16 protein-coding genes are annotated in these 17,523 nt (G+C 62.3%); 8 read left to right on the forward strand and 8 right to left on the reverse strand.

The window, feature by feature from the left end:
* Positions 1-65 precede the first annotated feature (65 nt).
* The 5 genes from AC07UC_RS01240 to AC07UC_RS01260 form a co-directional block, all read right to left on the reverse strand.
* Complete coding sequence (locus tag AC07UC_RS01240) at positions 66-1,397, reverse strand: UDP-glucose dehydrogenase family protein (protein ID WP_140770003.1); 1,332 nt, start codon at positions 1,395-1,397, stop codon at positions 66-68.
* A gap of 49 nt (positions 1,398-1,446) precedes the next feature.
* Positions 1,447-2,328, reverse strand: a complete 882-nt coding sequence (gene exoK / locus AC07UC_RS01245) for an endo-1,3-1,4-beta-glycanase ExoK (RefSeq protein ID WP_494903553.1) — start codon at positions 2,326-2,328, stop codon at positions 1,447-1,449.
* 150 nt (positions 2,329-2,478) lie between these two features.
* Positions 2,479-2,880 carry a hypothetical protein gene (locus AC07UC_RS01250; RefSeq protein ID WP_494903555.1) on the reverse strand — a complete coding sequence of 134 codons (402 nt, stop codon included), beginning with the start codon at positions 2,878-2,880 and terminating at the stop codon, positions 2,479-2,481.
* A gap of 288 nt (positions 2,881-3,168) precedes the next feature.
* Positions 3,169-4,191, reverse strand: a complete 1,023-nt coding sequence (locus AC07UC_RS01255; protein ID WP_494903557.1) for a glycosyltransferase family 2 protein — start codon at positions 4,189-4,191, stop codon at positions 3,169-3,171.
* 65 nt (positions 4,192-4,256) lie between these two features.
* Entirely contained in the window at positions 4,257-5,387 is a 1,131-nt protein-coding gene (locus AC07UC_RS01260; protein WP_202324824.1) for a nucleotidyltransferase family protein, read from the reverse strand.
* Between the two features lie 520 nt (positions 5,388-5,907).
* Here AC07UC_RS01260 and AC07UC_RS01265 point away from each other — a divergent pair.
* From AC07UC_RS01265 to AC07UC_RS01290, 6 genes are all read left to right on the forward strand, one after another.
* Positions 5,908-6,060 (forward strand): lasso peptide, encoded by a 153-nt coding sequence (locus AC07UC_RS01265; RefSeq protein WP_010913078.1) that lies wholly within the window; start codon positions 5,908-5,910, stop codon positions 6,058-6,060.
* Between the two features lie 134 nt (positions 6,061-6,194).
* Complete coding sequence (locus tag AC07UC_RS01270; protein ID WP_202324825.1) at positions 6,195-6,494, forward strand: PqqD family protein; 300 nt, start codon at positions 6,195-6,197, stop codon at positions 6,492-6,494.
* 91 nt (positions 6,495-6,585) lie between these two features.
* On the forward strand, positions 6,586-6,996 hold the full coding sequence (locus AC07UC_RS01275; RefSeq protein ID WP_494903560.1) for a lasso peptide biosynthesis B2 protein: 411 nt from the start codon (positions 6,586-6,588) through the stop codon (positions 6,994-6,996).
* Positions 6,993-8,936, forward strand: coding sequence for a lasso peptide isopeptide bond-forming cyclase (locus tag AC07UC_RS01280; protein ID WP_494903561.1), 1,944 nt, complete (start codon positions 6,993-6,995; stop codon positions 8,934-8,936). Before AC07UC_RS01275 ends, AC07UC_RS01280 begins: the two co-directional genes overlap by 4 nt.
* The gene (locus AC07UC_RS01285) at positions 8,933-9,949 is read left to right on the forward strand and encodes a phosphoenolpyruvate carboxykinase (ATP) (RefSeq protein ID WP_494903562.1); all 1,017 of its coding nucleotides are present in this window, start codon (positions 8,933-8,935) and stop codon (positions 9,947-9,949) included. The genes AC07UC_RS01280 and AC07UC_RS01285 overlap by 4 nt, the downstream gene beginning before the upstream one ends.
* 8 nt (positions 9,950-9,957) lie before the next feature.
* A complete protein-coding gene (locus tag AC07UC_RS01290) occupies positions 9,958-11,802 on the forward strand; it encodes an ABC transporter ATP-binding protein (RefSeq protein ID WP_494903564.1) in 1,845 nt (614 codons plus the stop codon).
* Between the two features lie 60 nt (positions 11,803-11,862).
* Here the strand turns inward: AC07UC_RS01290 and AC07UC_RS01295 are convergent, their stop codons facing one another.
* Positions 11,863-12,138, reverse strand: coding sequence for an exopolysaccharide production repressor protein (locus AC07UC_RS01295; protein WP_140770019.1), 276 nt, complete (start codon positions 12,136-12,138; stop codon positions 11,863-11,865).
* A 602-nt stretch (positions 12,139-12,740) separates the two neighbouring features.
* Between AC07UC_RS01295 and AC07UC_RS01300 the strand changes: the two genes are divergently transcribed.
* A complete protein-coding gene (locus AC07UC_RS01300; RefSeq protein ID WP_140770020.1) occupies positions 12,741-13,418 on the forward strand; it encodes a sugar transferase in 678 nt (225 codons plus the stop codon).
* A gap of 84 nt (positions 13,419-13,502) precedes the next feature.
* Entirely contained in the window at positions 13,503-14,762 is a 1,260-nt protein-coding gene (locus tag AC07UC_RS01305; RefSeq protein WP_494903567.1) for a polysaccharide biosynthesis/export family protein, read from the forward strand.
* Between the two features lie 246 nt (positions 14,763-15,008).
* Here the strand turns inward: AC07UC_RS01305 and AC07UC_RS01310 are convergent, their stop codons facing one another.
* Entirely contained in the window at positions 15,009-16,319 is a 1,311-nt protein-coding gene (locus AC07UC_RS01310; RefSeq protein ID WP_494903569.1) for an O-antigen ligase family protein, read from the reverse strand.
* 327 nt (positions 16,320-16,646) lie between these two features.
* Positions 16,647-17,474, reverse strand: a complete 828-nt coding sequence (locus AC07UC_RS01315; protein WP_494903570.1) for an SDR family NAD(P)-dependent oxidoreductase — start codon at positions 17,472-17,474, stop codon at positions 16,647-16,649.
* Between the last annotated feature and the right edge of the window lie 49 nt (positions 17,475-17,523).

Genomic DNA, 17,523 nt, shown 5'->3' on the forward strand with positions numbered 1-17,523 from the left:
AATACGCACCCATCGGGTCCTTGCGACCGTTCTTCATGTCCGAGACCAGTCTCACCACTCCAGCCTCATGCCGCCATTCTGCCGATCGAGTGATATTCGATGCCATGGCGCGCCACGACCTTGGGGTCATAGAGGTTGCGCCCGTCGAAGATGACCGGTGTGGTCAGCGCGTCCTTGAGCGCGTCGAAGGACGGCGCGCGGAAGCTCTTCCATTCGGTGGCGATGAGCAGCGCATCGGCGCCGCGCAGTGCCGCTTCCTTGGTGCCGCACAGCATCAGGTCGTCGCGCAGCCCGTAGATGGCCTGGCATTCCTGCATCGCCTCGGGGTCATAGGCCTGCACGGTCGCGCCGGCCTTCCACAGCGCCTCCATCAGGACGCGCGCCGGCGCCTCGCGCATGTCGTCGGTGTTGGGCTTGAAGGCCAGGCCCCACAGCGCGAAGGTCTTGCCCGCGAGGTCGCCCTTGAAGTAGCGGTTCACCTTGTCGAACAGGACGGATTTCTGGTCGTTGTTGCGTTCCTCGACGGCACGCAGCAGCTTGGCGTCGAATTTGACGCCTTCGGCGGTCTTGATCAGGGCGCGGACGTCCTTGGGGAAGCACGAGCCGCCATAGCCGAGGCCCGGATAGATGAAGTGATAGCCGATGCGCGGGTCGCTGCCGATGCCCTTGCGCACCTCCTCGATGTCGGCGCCGAGCTGCTCGGCCAGATTGGCCATCTCGTTCATGAAGCTGATCTTGGTCGCCAGCATGCAGTTGGCGGCGTATTTCGTGAACTCGGCGCTGCGCACGTCCATCACGATCATCTTCTCGTGGTTGCGGTTGAAGGGCGCGTAGAGCTCGCGCATCACCGCCTCGGTGTCCTCGCTGGACGTGCCGACGATGATGCGGTCGGGTTTCATGCAGTCGGAGACGGCCGAGCCTTCCTTGAGGAATTCGGGATTGGAGGCAACGTCGAAGCTCAGGTCCTCGCGCCCTCTCGTCTTCAGTGTTTCGGCGATCCTGGCCTTTACCTTTTCGCAGGTGCCGACCGGCACGGTGGACTTGCCGACGATGATCTTGGCGGTCTCCATCTCGCGGCCGATGGTCTCGGCGACCGCCAGCACATATTTCAGGTCGGCCGAACCGTCCTCGCCGGGCGGCGTGCCGACCGCGATCATCTGGATTTCCCCATGCCTGACGGCGGCGGCGGCATCGGTGGTGAACTTGATGCGGCCGGCGGCGTGATTCTCCCTGACGATGCTTTCAAGGCCCGGCTCGAAGATCGGGACGAAGCCCTGGTTGAGCCGTTCCACCTTGTTTGCATCGATGTCGACGCAAACAACCTGGTGGCCGACCTCGGCAAGCACCGCCGCCTGCACGAGGCCGACATAGCCAATTCCAAACACCGTCAAGTTCATTCGATTTCGTTCCTGTCCAGGGCCGCGAACCGCTTTGGGTCCGGCCGGTTCAATTCGACGTTCCCAACTGTTTTATAGTGCATACGAGCGATTCAGGAAATTGACAGGGTTCGCCGAGCGCGGTGAAGGCGACGCGTTCGACCTGCAGCGAGAGCTTGCGGCCCGGATCCGCGAACGCACCCATCCAGCCGTTCATCGTGTCGCTGCCCCAAAAACTGAAGAAAATCTTCTGCGCATGGCTGGGCAGCTTCGCCGGATCGGTGATGGTGTTCACCAGCTGGCCGTTCACGTACCAGCGCAAACTGTCCTTCTCCCAGACGAAGGCGTAGTCGTTGAAGGCCTTGTCGGTGCCGCCGGGCACCTCGACCAGCTTCTCGTTCTTGCCCTTGCCGTCGATATAGGCGTTGACCTGCACCTTGGATGTGTCCTTGGTCAGGATCTCGAAGTCGATCTCGTCCCAAGGCTGCTTGTCGGACGGGCCGATATACGAAAAGAAAGCCGCGTTCAGGCCGGGACCGGTATCGGTCTTCATCCGCGCCTCGTAGGTGCCGTAGCCGAAGCGCTGCTTGGTCTGGATCTCGCCGCAGGCGAATTCGCGATCCTTCGTCTTCTGCTTCTCGAACCCTAGTGACAATACACTGTTGGACAGACTGATCTGCCCCTTCGACCAGGTGCAATTCTGGTGACTGCCGTTCGTCCAGCCGTCGGAAACGTACCAGCGTTCACGGTTGAAACTGGTGAAATCGTCGACGAAAGAGGGGGCCGTCTCGATATTCTGTGCATGGGCGGGAACTGCCGGGAAACTGGCAAGAGCAGCCAACAGCAGCGCCCCGGCCGGACCCAGCAGCCACAGGCCGGTCCGCCGGGCCTGGTGCGCGAAGGGCGATGCGTCAATTGCAGTCGTGGATGTGGATTTCGAACCCGAATTCATACCAAACTCACCTTTGTGCTGTGTGTCCCCAACCCAAAGTCGACGTTTGAACCGCTTCCAAACGGGCCAACCTTGACCTCCTCCTTGACCCTCCCGAAATCCCTCTCCTGTCTTGCACCGCATCCTTGCGGCAGTCCCGCGCCTTCACGATCACGCTCGGCCGGCGCCAGCGGGCCTGGCGAAATCGACGGCGGCGGCCGAATCGGACGCCGCACCCTCGTCGAAGACCATATCCAGCGAATGACGGAGCTCCCTCATCATGCCGTTCTGGCGCGACAACGCCGCGATGCGACGCTCGCAATTCAGGATCGACTCCGTCAGCGCGGTGACTTCGGATGAACGCCTGCGCGAGGCAGAGCCGTTTTCCATGGCTTCGACAAGAAAGGCCGCGTTGGTGGCCGTCTTGCGGTAGCGGCTCTCCAGGCCGGTTTTCTCGGCTTCGATCTCGGCTGCAATCTGCTCGAAGAGTTTCGCCAGCCGGTCGAGGCGCGAGACGTCGGCCTGCCGGTCGCGGGCAGGATCCCTTGATCTGAAGCCGAATATCGAGGCCATGGCTTAAATTCCTGTCATCGCCGGCTTGCGTGCCGGGCTACTGGCCAATCCCCCGCAACCGGGGGCCGAACAACTCGTACCGCATTGTCCACTCCACTGACGGGAGAGACTTCAGACCAATCCGATCGGGGGCCAGTTCGGTTGGTCGTTTAATTTGCTGCACCGCAACATAGACTGCCATCGTCGGAGCCGTGAGGCAACCACCCAATTCGTAAACTCATAAATCCGGTGGAAATGGTTTGCGCGGTGACGTGCTGCCGGCGGGATAAACCGAGCATTCCCAGCGCCTTACCGTTCCTTGCCCGCGCTGGTCCCGGCCATCAGGAAACGCAACGGCGGCACATGCCTTTGCCCGGAGGCAAGGCCAACGCGACGAAACAGCGCCTCGAGCTTGTCGGACGCCACGCCCTGGACGATGGGGACCAGGTTGGATTGACTTGATAAGGCGTAGGCCGCGGCCGAAGCCAGCCCGCGCTCGGCCTTCACGTCGAGGAAGTTGCGTAGCCGGTATTTGTCGCGCACGTGCCGCTCATGCCGCCGCAGCACCGCCTTGGAGCCTTCCGGCAAGCTGTCGATCGCCAGCAGCGCCAGATCCGCGTCGGCCAATCGCTTCAGGTCCTGCGTCTTGTGGCGGCCGCTGAGCGAATCGGCGCGCACGATGGCGCCGTAGCCGCAGGAGCGGATGACCTTGAACCGCGCCCCGTGGGCGACCGCGCGGGCGTAGAGTTCGTAATCCTCGCCCAGCCGCAGGCTCTCATCATAGCGCAATCGGTGCCGGTCGAGGAAGGCGCGGCTGATCACGGGCTTCAGAAAGCCAAGCTCGCCTCTTTGCACACGGCGCCTGGAGATGTTGCCTTCTACGAAGCGCTCGAAGTCGAGGAATTCCGGCTCGGCGGCAAAATCCGGGGCGACGATTTTCGTCGCGTCGCTGGTCGCGTCGTCCCTGATCAACATGATGTTGTCGGCCGCGAAATCCCAATCGGCGCCGGCAAACAGGTTGCGGAACCGGCCCTCGAGGAAGAAGTCGTCGGCATCCAGAATGCTGATGAACGGCGCCTTCGAGCCGGCGATCGCGGCATTGCGGGCGAAGGACGGGCCGCGATTGACATCGAGGCGCATCACCGCAAGCCGGCCGCTGCCGTCGTCGGCCGAGCGGGCAACCTCGGCGGTGTTGTCGGCGGAGCCGTCATCGACGACGACGACCTCCGTCACTTCCGGTTCGCGCAACGCGGATGCGATGGCTACCGCGATCGTGCGTGCCGCGTTTTTGGCCGCGATGATCACGCAAACCTCGGATTTCGTCATCGACATGGGTTTTGCCTCTTGCACAGGTTTCGATCTGCCCTCGCCCTGTACGTATTCGATGCCCACCGCCATCACGGACTGGCCGGCCGTTCGAAGATGCGGCGGCTGATATCCGCCGATGCCGCCCAGCCGGCTTCCGCCAGATAGCGGACGGGAGCCCGGCCGCACAATTCCCACAAAACGGTTCGCCGCTGCGGCCATCGCAGTGACGACAGCCATGGCGCGATGACCATGTTGAGCAGATCCTCGTTGCCGATGCGCGAAAGGATCGGCTTGGCCCGCTCCGACAAGAGCGTGTCGGTGCCGCCCAACAGCACGTCGGCGGCACGCAGGCCGAGCAACAGCGTATCGTCCAGCCCCTGGCTCACCGCCGCATCGAGAACACGGCGCTGATCGGCCTCGTCGAGACGATTGGCGCTGGCCCTGATATCGCAGACATAGCCCGCGCAGGGTTCGCGGTTGAACAAGGCCTTGGCAACGCTGATGCAGGACAGCATCAGCGTGTCGGCGACCGACGTGAACGGCACTCCGGTGCCGGTGATCTCGACCAGCCGTTTGCGCCGCAGGAACCCGTCGGCATCGCGTGGGCTGGGCGAGCCGGGCTGCTGGAGCCGATAGTGAAGGTCGACCGTGGAGGATTTCGGCCCGCTTCCACGAATCATGTGCTGTTCGCCAAGGAAGCGAACCCACCAGACGGAGCGCGACTTGCCTGATACCTCGTAGCCGATCGAACGCAGCGCGTCGCGCGCCCTCGAGAACCCTGCAGGCGAAACCAGGATATCGACATCGCCCGATGGCTTCATGAAATGGTCGTCGTAGAGCAGATGCTGCTGAAACGGGCCCTTCAGAAAGACGAAATCGATCTGCCTGTCGCGCAGTGCCTGGTGGATCGCCATCGAATCCATGAGGCAGGCGGCGTTCATCGAAACCGTCTGCCGGCGATAGGTGTCGAGCCACTGTGAAAGCTCAGCCGGCCTGTCGCCCGCCGGGGCGCGCGACAGCGCCTTCAGAACGAAGGTGGCGACTTTGTTCAGCCTGGCGATGTCGGCGACGGCAGCATCGGAAAGGCCCGGTCGCGACAGATCGCCGGCCGAGGCCGCCGCCCCCGAGAAATACAACCGCAGGCAGGCCCGCACATAGGCAATCTCGTCGGCGCAGTCGGCGGCGCGCAGTCGTTCATAGGAACTTTCCGGCAAGGCCATCGAGCGCATGGTCTCCAAAACGCGGTTTGCGCGACGCGTATGCTGCAGGTGCGAAGCAAAGCATCCTCAAAAACCTCGGCGACGTAAAGTCTTTCCTTTCGCAGTGCGAAATTTTGCAACCAGAGCGGTTGCCGAGCCTTCCGAAGACCGTGAGATATACGGTTGGAATTGCAACCGCCATCGAGGCGTTTCGGCCGATCATCACCGCGGGTCGGCTAACAGAAATCCATCTTCTTTAGGGACGCCTAAAAAAGCATCAGCACTACCAACTTTTTATGCAAATAAAATCAACTGCTTAAAGAATCGCCATCGCCGAAGTCAGATGGTTCGAGCTTCAGTTCAAAAGCGGCGGAATTTTGAGCAGCCCGCACACACATGGTGACGCCTTCAACCTTTAATTGATTAACCAGAGGTAAATCAGGCTTGACTCATAAATGCTGCCATGCAGCTATTGCACCGCAGCATGAAAGTGCTGACGGCACTCGACAGGCCGTTTCCAGTCCTCATTTTGGAGAGTAAAATGGAACAGAATGTTGAAAAGCACGAGTACGAAACGCCAAGCCTGACGGTACATGGTTCCATTGAAACCATCACCCAGGGCGGTGGTGGCAGCACGGCAATCGACGCGTCGTTTCCCGCGCACACCCCAATTGGCGACCTGACGTTCTCCTGACACCAACCTGATTCCGGGGGAGTGACGTTGGGCTTCCGGGATCCAAGACCATAAATGGAGCCGGGGATGAAAATCCCCGACTTTCCCTCTTGAACCGACGACGCGTGGACCGTGTGTTGCAACGAGGTTTTGGCATGAACTGGAACCCATCCGAGCACGATAGCGTAAGTGCCACCGGGGATGCCGTGGCTTGCGAATTTGGCGAAGGCCTCGCGCTTCTCAATCTCAAATCCAATATCTACTACAGCCTCAACGGCGTCGGCGCGTTCATCTGGGAGCTGATCCAGGAGCCGAAGTCGATCGCCGATATCCGCGGCGCCGTGCTTGCGCGCTACAATGTCGACGCCGAGCGCTGCAAGGCCGACGTCGACGCATTGCTGCAGGGCCTCGCCGAAAACGGGCTTGCGAGGGTGCAGCATGAGGCACTCGTCTAGGCAGGCTGCGCAAAAGGCCATGATCCCGCGGCAAAGACCTGCGATGGAACAAAGACCCAGGCCGACGACCCGGCGGCCCGGCCGGTGGAGTTTGGCCAGGATTCTGTCGCTGAGCGGCTCTGAAGCCCTTTTCCTCTGCCACTGCCTGCTGGTGGTCGCCACCGTCCGGCTGGGGCTGACATTGTTCTCCTACAACAGTGTTCGTGGCATGGTGACCCGGCTCAACGCGCGCCAGTGCGCCAGTATGGGCGAGCTCCGGCTCGTCGCCTGGGGCGTCGCCGCGGCTGCACGGTTCGTGCCGCGCGCCACTTGCCTTACCCAGGCGCTCTCGGGTCAGTACATTCTCGCACGCCAGGGCAATGCCTCCAACATCCGCATCGGCATCGAACGCGGCACGGGCGAGCAATTGAAGGCGCATGCCTGGCTGGTCAGCGACAACCATGTCGTGCTTGGCGGCTCCGTCGACGGCTTCGCGCATCTGGTCGACCACGGCAGCCGATGAGCGGCGTGGCCGGAATCCTGCTGCGACAGGGACAAGCGTTCGCGGTCCGGGGATCCGCGCCGGCCGATGCGGCGACCGACATCCAGCAGATGCTGGCACGCATGCGCCACCGTGGCCCCGACGGAAACTCGTGGTGGCTGGACAGCGGCATCGCGCTTGGCCACGCCTGGCTCAACACGACGGACGAGGCCGGCCCGGGCCCACTGACCATGGCCGGCGGCAAGCTCGCCATCACCGCCGATTGCCGGCTGGACAATCGCGACGAGCTGATGGCGAGGCTGGGTGTCCGCGACAGATCGGTCGCTGACGCAGTATTGCTGATGCGGGCCTATCTGCGCTGGGGCGAATCCTGCCCCGTCCACCTGCAGGGCGACTTCGCCTTTGCCATCTGGGATGCCGAGCGGCAGCTGTTGTTTTGCGTGCGCGACCATTTCGGGGTCAAGCCGTTCTACTACCACGCCGCGGACCGGCGTTTTGCCTTTGCCTCCGAGATCGGGCCGATGCTTGGCCTCGAGGGGGTCGATGCGCGCATCAGCGAACACCGCATTTCGGGATTCCTGGCCGGACTTCCCGACGACCCGCAGTCCACCCCCTACAACGATATCTTCAGCCTGCCCGCACGTCACAGCCTCACCGTCACCGCACAACAGGTGGTGCTGCGCCGATATTGGCAGATCGAACCATCGGCGCGGCCGCTGCGATCGGATGCGGCGGAGGAATTCAGCCATCTGTTCGCGCAATCGGTGCGCAACCGGATGCGCGGCAGTCAGTCGATCGGCGCGATGCTGAGTGGCGGCCTCGACTCCTCCTCGATCGCCTGTGTCGCCGGCCTGCAGAATGCCGCCGAGCGGAAACCCAGGCTGCCGACCTTCTCGCTGATTTTCGTGAAGGGCTCGTCGATGGACGAGCGGTTCTTCATCGACGCGGTGCTGGATCAGCAGAAAACCGATCCGACGCTGATCCCTGTCGGCAATTATGCACCCTTCGCCGAATTCGAGCGGGTGCTGGAGGAGCAGGAAGGCACTTTCCTGGCGCCGGGGCTGACGCTGACCCGCGGCATCTACAGGACCGCGGGCGCCAAGGGCGTCAAGGTGCTGCTCGACGGCCATGGCGGCGACGAGGTCGTTTCGCCGGGCCATGGCCATCTGCACGAGCTTGCCAATGGCGGCAGGTGGCTGGACCTTTGGCGCGAGGTCCGCAGCGCCTCCAACACCTATGGCGACAGCACGCTCGCCCTCTATTTCCAGTTCCTGACGCTCTATGGGCCGGCATGGCGGATCGCCAGGCTGAGACAGCTGGCGATCCGGGCGCTGAACCGGATACGCAAGCCCACGCGGATACAGCGCGGCCGCAGCTGGCGCGACCTGATCAATCCGGACCTGGCCAGGCGCACCGAGATCATCGACCGTTTCCACCGGGCCGGATACATGCCGCCGGGTGTCCAGGCCAGCGACGCCTTGAGCCATCGCTGGATCCTGTTGAACGGCTATGTGCCGCACTCTTTCGAGGTGCTCGACAAGGCGGCCGCCAATTTCGGCGTCGAGCCACGGTATCCCTTCTGGGACAAGCCGCTGGTCGAATTCTGCCTGGCGTTGCCGGGCGAGGAGAAACTCAGCCACGGCTTTGGCCGCTACGTGTTGCGCCGGGCGATGGAGGGCATCCTGCCGGCGGCGGTCCAGTGGCGGCGCGACAAGATCGATTTCACCGCCAATCTGGTCAATGGCATGGTGCGCAACCACCGCGACCTGCTGGAGCAATTGCTGGTCTCGGATGCCGGGCGCATAGCGCCCTATGTCAACCTGCCACAGGTGAGCGCCGCATATGGTCGATTGCTGCGCCAGCCCGATCAGGCAACCCCTCTCGATGTCCAGTATGTGTGGCGTTCGGCCTCGCTGTCACTCTGGCTGCGGCAGGTCCAGCACAGCGGGAGCCCCGCATGATGCCTCGTAACCAGCCGTTCGCCACCTACCTTGGTGATCGTCCTTCCCGTGACGGGATGACGAGGGAGCGGCGTTACTACCGGGCCTATGGCCTGACCGTCGCATCCGACGTGGCGTTGCCCGAACTGCAGCCGGCGGAGCCGGCGACGCCGGATATCCTGATCGCCATCGGCACGATCGACATGCCGAAGCCTTCGTCCGAGACCGCGACAATCTTCCGCTTCGAGCCGGACCAGCAATATCTGGCATGGCATGCCGTCGGCGCCTTCCTGATCAACGATTTCAGCCGCATCGATATCGAGCCGGCGCCCGGCGTCGACGACGCGCTGCTTGCCTTCCCGCTGCTCGGGCCGGTGATGGCATTGTTGCTGCACCAGCGTGGCCTGCTCGTCCTGCATGCCAGCGCCATCGCGGTGGCCGGCAGGGGCGCCATCTTCATGGGCGACAAGGGCGCCGGCAAGTCGACGACGGCAAGCGCGCTGATCCGAGCCGGGCATGATTTGCTTACCGATGATGTCGTGGCGCTGGACCTGGCCAACCCCGTCGCGCCGATGATCGTTCCGGGCTTTCCCCAGATCAAGCTTGCCGCAGATGCCGCGGCCGCGATTTCGCTTGGCCAGGCGGAGGTGCGGCCGCAAGTGCATCCGTCGATCGAGAAGATGCAACATCGCCTGCACGGCGCCTTCTCCGGCGGCACGGTGCCGGCGACCAGGATCTATGTGCTCGAGCGAGGCCAAGAGGCCGAGATCACGCCTTTGCCCGGTATCGCCGCCCTGCCGGCCATCATCAAATTCTCCTATGTGACGCGGTTCGGCCGCGCGGCGCTGGCCGGCGATTTCGCGGCGCTGCATTTTCGCCAATGTTCAGCAATCGCTAACCATGTCGGCGTGTTCCGGCTGGAAGTTCCGACCGGCCTCGACAGGATAGGCGAGGCGGTGGAGCTGATCGAAGCCGACCTTGCAGTTGGCAATTTAGCCGCCGGGGAGCCGGCGGCCGGCTGCCGGCAGCGGTGAGGGCAATCATGTCGAAGTCCTCGATCCTTCGCCTGTCGCTGTTTCGTGATGTCGCTGCGTTCGGCGCCGTCATTGCCCAGATCGGCGGGCGGCGGACCTGGACGGCGCTGCTGTTCCTCATCCTCGGCAGCCTGACGGAGGGCATCTCGATCCTGCTGCTTGTGCCGCTGCTTCACCTGGTCGGGCGCGCCGACCAGGATTTCGCGGTGCGGTTGCCGAACAACGATTTCGTGCGCTGGCTGGTGCCGGACGGAACGTTGCAGCTGACGACGGTGCTGTGCGCGCTGGTCGGGCTCGTTGCCGTGCAGGCAGCATTCAACCGCTTCAAGTCGGTCTACATGGCCAGGCTTCTGTTCGATTTCATCAACCGCCTGCGCATGAACCTGTTCGAGAGCATCGGCAAGGCCCGCTGGGGCGTGTTCTCGCGCATGCGCAGCTCAGACCTCGACCACGCCCTGACCGGCGACATCGATCGCGTCCAGGGCGCCGCCTTCTCGCTGCTGATGCTGGTGCAGATCGCGGTGCTTTTGGTGGGCTATCTCGTGATCTCCATGTTCATCTCGCCGATCATGACGGCGTTTGCGATCGTCATCGGCATCGTGATGTTCATAGCGCTGCAGCCGTTTCGCTCGCGCGCCACAGCATTTGGGCGTGTCCTGACCAGCAATCGCCAGGATCAGTACCGGACAGTCTCGGAATTCCTCGGCGGCATCAAGGTGGCCAAGAGCCTTAATGTCGAGGCCAGCTATTTCGCGCAGTTGCAGGCAACCCTGGAAAGGATGAAGGCCGACAACATCGACTATGTGCGCAACAGCTCGATCGGTACCGCCGTGTTCCAGGTGGCGAGTGTCGTGGGCCTCAGCCTGTTCATCTACGTGGCGCTGGTCCGCTTCAACCTGTCGCTGGCCGAGATTGTCGTGCTGCTCCTGGTTTTCATGCGTATCGCGCCCCGCTTCATGGACATGCAGACGCAGGCCCAGCAGGTGCTGATCAACCTGCCCGCCTATATGGCCATGCGCAGCCTGCAGGCACGCTTCGACGCCGAGCGCGAGCCGGGCCATGCCGAATTCGACGATGCCGAAAAGCTGTCGCTCGATACCGGGCTGAACATTCGCGGCGTTTCCTTCAGCTACGACGATGGCGCCGGCAAGGCGGTGGTGAGCGACATCACCTTCGGGCTTCCGGCCGGCAAGGTCACCGCCCTGATCGGGCCTTCGGGATCAGGCAAGAGCACGATCGCCGACATGCTGCTTGGCCTGCTCGAGCCGACCACCGGCAAGATCCTGGTCGACGGTGTCGAGATCAATGCCGGCAATCGCCGGCTCTGGCGCGACCAGGTGGCCTATGTGCCGCAGGACGTGTTCCTGCTGCATGACACGATCGCGGCGAACCTGCGACTTGCCGCGCCACAGGCCAGCGACGACGCGTTATGGACCGCGCTGCGCGCCGCACATGCGAGCGAATTCGTCGAACAGCTCGACCAGCGGCTCGAGACCGTGGTTGGCGACCGTGGCGCGCGCCTCTCAGGTGGCGAGCGCCAGCGCATTGCATTGGCGCGCGCGCTGCTGCGCAAGCCGTCGCTGCTCATCCTCGACGAGGCGACCAGCGCGCTCGATTGGCAGAACCAGGCGCTGATCGCCAGGTCGATCGATGGATTGCGCGGCGCAATGACCATCCTGACGATAGCGCACCGGCCATCGATGATCGCCTTCGCCGACTGGGTGGTGGCGATGGAAGACGGCCGTGTGGTGGAGGTCGGACAGTATCAGCGGCTGAAGGCGAAGCCGGCGAGCCGGCTGTCCAGGATGCTGTCGGGAGAACAGTCGGAAACCGAACCCGCCAATGTGGCCTGAGGCTCGATCGGGGTGTTGAGAATTCAGGTCAGGCCGGTATCACCTGAATATCCGAACTGCCTAATGCAGGCTGCGCCGGGCGCTGCCCAGCTTCTCGCCTTCGGGCACTTCGGGCGAACTCAGCTTTCTTTCGGCTTCACGTAGCCTGTCCGCATGCGTCGGTGCGCTCCTGGCGATCATTGCATAGACGAGGACAAAATAGCCGGCCTGGATAACCGCCGCGCAGATGACGAGGCGCAGCAGCGTCGTGCCCAGCGAGGCGCCGCCAAGCCAGGACCAGGCGACGACAATCGCAAGAGCGAAAAGCATCCCAACGATGAATTTTGGAAGCGACATTACCCAACAGCCCATAAACCGGCTCGGGTCATATCCAATAATTGCCCCACCCGAGCGCCGTCCCTTGTCATGCGGGCTTGTTAAAATCACCCGCTCTCGGCCGGTTGCTTCCGGCCTTTCAACCTGTCGCCACTGTGACAGGTATAATTTGCAATTCTATTAAGGCGGGCAGGAGGCGGCAAGGGCAACCGCACATATTTTTGATTGAGCTTACGCGATCGACTCTTTCATGCTGCAACGCACACGACGGCATTTCACTCAACCTGCAGCCGACGAGCTTTTTCAGTACAATCCATAATATTAAGTAGTATTTTATGTTAATAGTCGTGAGCCTCGCACTTTTCTAAAGCACTAATATGTGTCGCCTCGAGCGGACGAGTACGCCCTGCCCAAAAATCGCCCCAAAAAGGTCCGTATTTTTTTCCGTTTGCCCATTTATTGTCACAATTGTGCTAAATATCCCGAAAAATGTGCATTGCTAGCTTATTATTTAGTCAATTCATGACGTGACTATTTCAATGGGCCGGGAAATTGTGTGTTGCGCTGCAACATTTTTTTGATATCGTGTGGTGAACCATTCGTTCAACGCATGGAGTTTCCGCATGAGGGATATTGCCAAGTCGGCCACGGCGGGCTTTTCGCAGGCTGACACCGATTTTCCGCCGCCGATCGGCGGCCTCATCAAGCGCAGCTTCGATATCGCCGGTTCGCTGGTCGGTCTGATCGCTCTAAGCCCGCTGTTCGTGATGATTGCGCTACTCGTCAAGTTTTCCGACGGTGGATCGATTTTCTATGGCCATCGGCGAATCGGGCGCGGCGGACGGATTTTTCCGTGCCTGAAATTCCGCACCATGGTCCCGGACGGCGACAAGGTGCTGACCGCGTATCTCGCCACCAATCCGGATGCCAATGCGGAGTGGATGGCGACCCGCAAGCTGAAGAACGATCCGCGCGTCACCCGCGTCGGAGCGGTGTTGCGGAAGCTCAGCCTTGATGAACTGCCGCAGATCATCAACATCCTGCAGGGCGACATGAGCCTTGTCGGGCCTCGCCCCGTGGTGCGTGACGAGTTGGAAATCTACGGCAGCGCCGCGGTGTACTATCTGAAATCGCGGCCCGGCCTGACCGGCCTGTGGCAGGTCAGCGGCCGCAACGATGTCTCCTACGACAGCCGCGTCGCCTTCGACCGCCACTATGTCGAGAACTGGTCGCTGTTCGGCGACGTGCGCATCATCATCAAAACCGTGCCGGCCGTCTGGATGTCACGCGGCTCTTACTGACCGGCCGCCGGCACCAGGCATCCGGCGGCAAGCTCATCGGGCGATGGGGCTAAAACGGATCGGAACGTTCAGTTGAAAACAGACATGTTCGAAGCCTTTGGCAGCGGCCGCTTTTCCGGCCGCTCTCGGCTCATGGCCACATGCCTCGCGGCATCGCTCGCTTTTCTTCCCCGGATCGCGGCAGCCGAGGAATATCATCTCGGCTCGCAGGACAAGCTCACCATCCGCATCGCCGAATGGCAGACCGTCGAAGGCACGTTCCGCGACTGGTCGGCGGTGAACGGCGAATACACGGTCGGCCCGGGCGGAACGCTGTCGGTGCCTTTTGTCGGCGAGCTGCCGGCCGCCGGCAAGACCACGGCGGAGGTCGCGGCGGCAATCAGCGAGGCGCTGCAGCATAAGCTCGCCCTGTCGGACAAGCCCGAAGCCTCGGTCGAAATGGCGCAGTTCCGACCCTTCTACATTTCGGGTGAAGTGCAAAATCCCGGCCAGTTCCCCTATGTGCCCGATCTTACGGTGCTGAAAGCGATCAGCGTCGCCGGCGGCATCAGGCGCAACACCGATTACGGTCCCCAACTCGGCAAGGACCTGGTCACCGCCAAGGGCAATTTCGACATCTCCGACGACCAGCGCGTCCGGCTGATTGTCAAGCGCGCCCGCATCGACGCCGACATGGCCGGCAAGACGAGCTTCGAAGCGCCGAAGGAAGTCGAGGGCGATCCGCGGCTGCCGACCATCGTCAACGACGAGATGACGATCCTGACCGCCGACCAGAAGGCGCTGAAGTTGAAGCTCGAGGCGCTCGACGATCTCAAGGGTGTCCTACAGGCCGAAATCGAATCGCTGCAGAAGAAGATCGTCAACCAGCAGAAGCAGGTCGACCTGGCGCAGCAGCAGCTCGCCAGCATCGGTCCGCTGGCGCAGAAGGGCCTGGTCGCCAATGCGCGGCTTCTGGATTCGCAGCAGTCCGTCACCGACCTGCAGGGCAAGATCCTCGATTACGAGACGGCCATCCTTACCGCCAAGCAGGCGATCAGCAAGGCGACGCAGGACGCCATCGATGCCCAGAACACGTTGAGCTCGAGCCTCGCCGCCGACCGGCAGCAGACCGAAGCCGACCTGAACGAGGCCGCGTTGAAGGTGAATATGCAGAGAGGCCTGATAGCCCAGGCCAGCGATCCCGCGACGACGGCCGCCATCACTAACGACCAGCAGCCTACCCTGCTCTATTCGCTAGTGCGCAATGTCGACGGCAAGACCAGCGAAATCGCCGCCAAGGAAGATACGCTGGTGCTGCCCGGCGATGTGATCAAGGTCAAGCTGGCGCCGCTGGCCAGCCAGTAAGCCTCGGGACTTCGGCGCGATCCAACGCTTCGATCCATTATTCGAGGAATTCACACCTCCGCCAGGCCCACCTGGTGGAGGTTTTTATTGGTGCGGTTTTCGCGCCGCCAAACGACTGGAGCGCTTCACCGTTTCACGGAAACGGCGAACCGCTCTATCTCTTTGTCTTAACGGAATTCCCAAGGGCAAGCGCTACGCGCTTTTCCCTGGAAAAAACCGCTCACACTTTCCTGAAATTGCTCGAGCTCACGATGCGTCGGCGGCTGGACGACCGACATTGCGGGGCCAAGCTGGCTCGCCCCGTGTCGCATCCGCCGGCTCGAAAGCCGGCGACCACCGCGTGCGGGTGACCGGCAGGCGGGCCAGCTTGAAGTAGCTGAAATACATCAGGAAGGAGCCCATGATGTAGGGGTTGAGGATCTCGACCTCGACGAAGGAGCGGATAAGCAGCAGCACCATCACGCCGAAGAGAATCACCGATTCCGACTGCCATGCCTTGAAGATCACCGTCGAGACGTGGCCGTAAAGCGTGCGCAGCATGATCAGCGATACCATCGCCGCCCCGGTGAAGCCGAGCTCGACAAGCGCCTCGACATAGGTGTTGTGGAAATGGAAGCCGGTGCGGGTGGTGATGTAGAATTCGTTCCACAGCCGCTCGGCCTCGGCAAAACCCTGCACCCAATAGGCGGCATAACCGACGCCGAGGATCGGCGAGCGCTGCGCGGCGTTCCAGCCCTGCTCCCACAGATAGGTCCGCCCGGTGAGCGTCGAATCCTTGCCGAAAAGGCCAAGCACGAAGTCCATGAGTCCGAGATTGAGGGCAACGAAGGCGACCACGACAATCAGGCCGGCGCCGACCAGGAAAATCACCCGGCGATAGCGCCGTGACAAAAGCTTGGTCATGGCAAGAAGCGCGATCAGCGCCAGGACCGCCGGTATCGAGGCCATCGAGGTGGCGGAATGCGAGACAACCAGCACATAGGCCGACAACAGCACGACGGGCACGGTCAGGATGAAGCTCAGCCGGCCACGCCGCAGGAAAGCAAGGAACACCACGGAGAAATAGATGCCGAGGGAGCCGACAAAGCCGATCTGGTTCTTGGAGGCAAAAGCGCCGACGAAATTGTAGGTGCCATCAAGCACGTCCTCGGAATAGCCGCCGACCTTGAGCGAATAGAGGAGGACGAAGAATATCCCGATCAGCGCGCCCAGCGTCAGGGTCCGCACGCTGACGGTGCGCGCAGCGACATAGGCACAGGCGATGTGGGAAAGGTACTGGATCGCCGTCCTGGCGGTGATGCCGGGTGCCTGCGACCAGAAGACGGAGAAGCAGACATAGGCCGCGAACAGCAGCGGCAGCCACGCGCTGGACAGCTGCCGCAGGAAGCGCCGGTAGTCGACCAGAATGAGCGGAAGCCAGACGGCGTAGTAGGCCAGGACCAGCACCTGGCCGAAAATGACGGAATAGGAGAACGCCCAGATCGAGAGGGCAACGGCAAACGCGCCATAGACCGAGTTCTTCTCGGGATCGACCAGCAGGGACTTTGGAATCTTCATCTCAGAGTCCCGTCGATGCGACCCAGGCCCGGCAGGCCGCAAGCCGGCCGGCATATCCGCGAACAGGGGCGTGCAATAAACGGCATCTCCATTGTGCAGTGCAATATAACCTATCGCACCGCATGCTCAATGGCAAATCCGGTCACCTTGTCTTACATCAGAGCAGTTCACCGTTTCACGGAAACGGCGAACTTCTCTAACTCTTTGTTTTTTAAGCAATTCCGGACGAAAAACCGTTCACACTTTTCCTGGAATTGCTTTAGCGAACGGGGAGAGGTCAGCCGGTGGCCCACCCAGCACGCTCGCCCGGACCAGGCGAAGAGAACGCTACCACAGGGCTCCTCCGGTGATCTGTATGTTTTCCATGGTGATACCTTTGGCAAGATCCGAGCACAGGAATACCGCCAGAGCGGCTATCTCCTGAGGCTGCAGCATGCGCTGCTGCGGGTTGCCCCTGGCAATCTCGGCCATGGCTTCTTCCGCCGTCCGCCCCTTGCCCTCGCGCTCGACGACTTGCGCCACATTGCGCCGCATCAGTTCGGTCTCGACCCAGGTCGGGCTGATCATGACGCAGGTGACGCCGTGCGCGGCCCCTTCCAGGGCCACGCAGCGGGTGAGTCCGAGAAGTCCGGCCTTCGACGCGCAATAGGCGGGGTTGTCCTTCCAGCCGACGGAAGCGGCGGTCGAGCCGATGTTGACGATGCGCCCCCAGCCGCGCCCGATCATGCCGGGAAGCACGGCGCGGGTGGCGCGGAAGGCGCCGGTCAGGTTGGTGTCGACGATCTTGTCCCACAGCGCATCGGAATGGCCGCAGACCGGCTGCTCGGCGGTGGTGCCGGCGGCGTTGACCAGTATGTCGGCAGGGCCAATAGCGGCTCCGGCTTCGTCGATGAAACGGCTGGTGATCTCACTGTCGCGGACATCGAGATGAGCGGCCTGAACCCTGGTGCCATAGGCTGACAGGGCCGATCGCACGCGCTCAATTTCGTCGGCGCCCGGATAGTAGGCGGCGTCGGATCTGTCGGTGTCCGCTGGCGCGATGTAGGAGCCGACGGCAACATTGGCGCCGGCTTGCGCCAAGGCCGTCGCAATGGCGAAACCCATGCCTGAAAACCCGCCGGTGACGATCGCGCTGCGGCCGGAAAGGTTTGTCATCGCGTGGTTCTCCGTTGGTTTGGGCAGGCAATCAGGTCCGGGAGTGTTT

The sequence above is a fragment of the Mesorhizobium sp. GW821-FHT04C10 genome (assembly GCF_059420305.1).

Coding starts and splice junctions, on each gene's coding strand:
- AC07UC_RS01240 (WP_140770003.1), bottom strand. CDS start 1,397: ATGAACTTGACGGTGTTTGGAATTGGCTATGTCGGCCTCGTGCAGGCG.
- exoK (WP_494903553.1), bottom strand. CDS start 2,328: ATGAATTCGGGTTCGAAATCCACATCCACGACTGCAATTGACGCATCG.
- AC07UC_RS01250 (WP_494903555.1), bottom strand. CDS start 2,880: ATGGCCTCGATATTCGGCTTCAGATCAAGGGATCCTGCCCGCGACCGG.
- AC07UC_RS01255 (WP_494903557.1), bottom strand. CDS start 4,191: ATGTCGATGACGAAATCCGAGGTTTGCGTGATCATCGCGGCCAAAAAC.
- AC07UC_RS01260 (WP_202324824.1), bottom strand. CDS start 5,387: ATGGCCTTGCCGGAAAGTTCCTATGAACGACTGCGCGCCGCCGACTGC.
- AC07UC_RS01265 (WP_010913078.1), top strand. CDS start 5,908: ATGGAACAGAATGTTGAAAAGCACGAGTACGAAACGCCAAGCCTGACG.
- AC07UC_RS01270 (WP_202324825.1), top strand. CDS start 6,195: ATGAACTGGAACCCATCCGAGCACGATAGCGTAAGTGCCACCGGGGAT.
- AC07UC_RS01280 (WP_494903561.1), top strand. CDS start 6,993: ATGAGCGGCGTGGCCGGAATCCTGCTGCGACAGGGACAAGCGTTCGCG.
- AC07UC_RS01285 (WP_494903562.1), top strand. CDS start 8,933: ATGATGCCTCGTAACCAGCCGTTCGCCACCTACCTTGGTGATCGTCCT.
- AC07UC_RS01290 (WP_494903564.1), top strand. CDS start 9,958: ATGTCGAAGTCCTCGATCCTTCGCCTGTCGCTGTTTCGTGATGTCGCT.
- AC07UC_RS01295 (WP_140770019.1), bottom strand. CDS start 12,138: ATGTCGCTTCCAAAATTCATCGTTGGGATGCTTTTCGCTCTTGCGATT.
- AC07UC_RS01300 (WP_140770020.1), top strand. CDS start 12,741: ATGAGGGATATTGCCAAGTCGGCCACGGCGGGCTTTTCGCAGGCTGAC.
- AC07UC_RS01305 (WP_494903567.1), top strand. CDS start 13,503: ATGTTCGAAGCCTTTGGCAGCGGCCGCTTTTCCGGCCGCTCTCGGCTC.
- AC07UC_RS01310 (WP_494903569.1), bottom strand. CDS start 16,319: ATGAAGATTCCAAAGTCCCTGCTGGTCGATCCCGAGAAGAACTCGGTC.
- AC07UC_RS01315 (WP_494903570.1), bottom strand. CDS start 17,474: ATGACAAACCTTTCCGGCCGCAGCGCGATCGTCACCGGCGGGTTTTCA.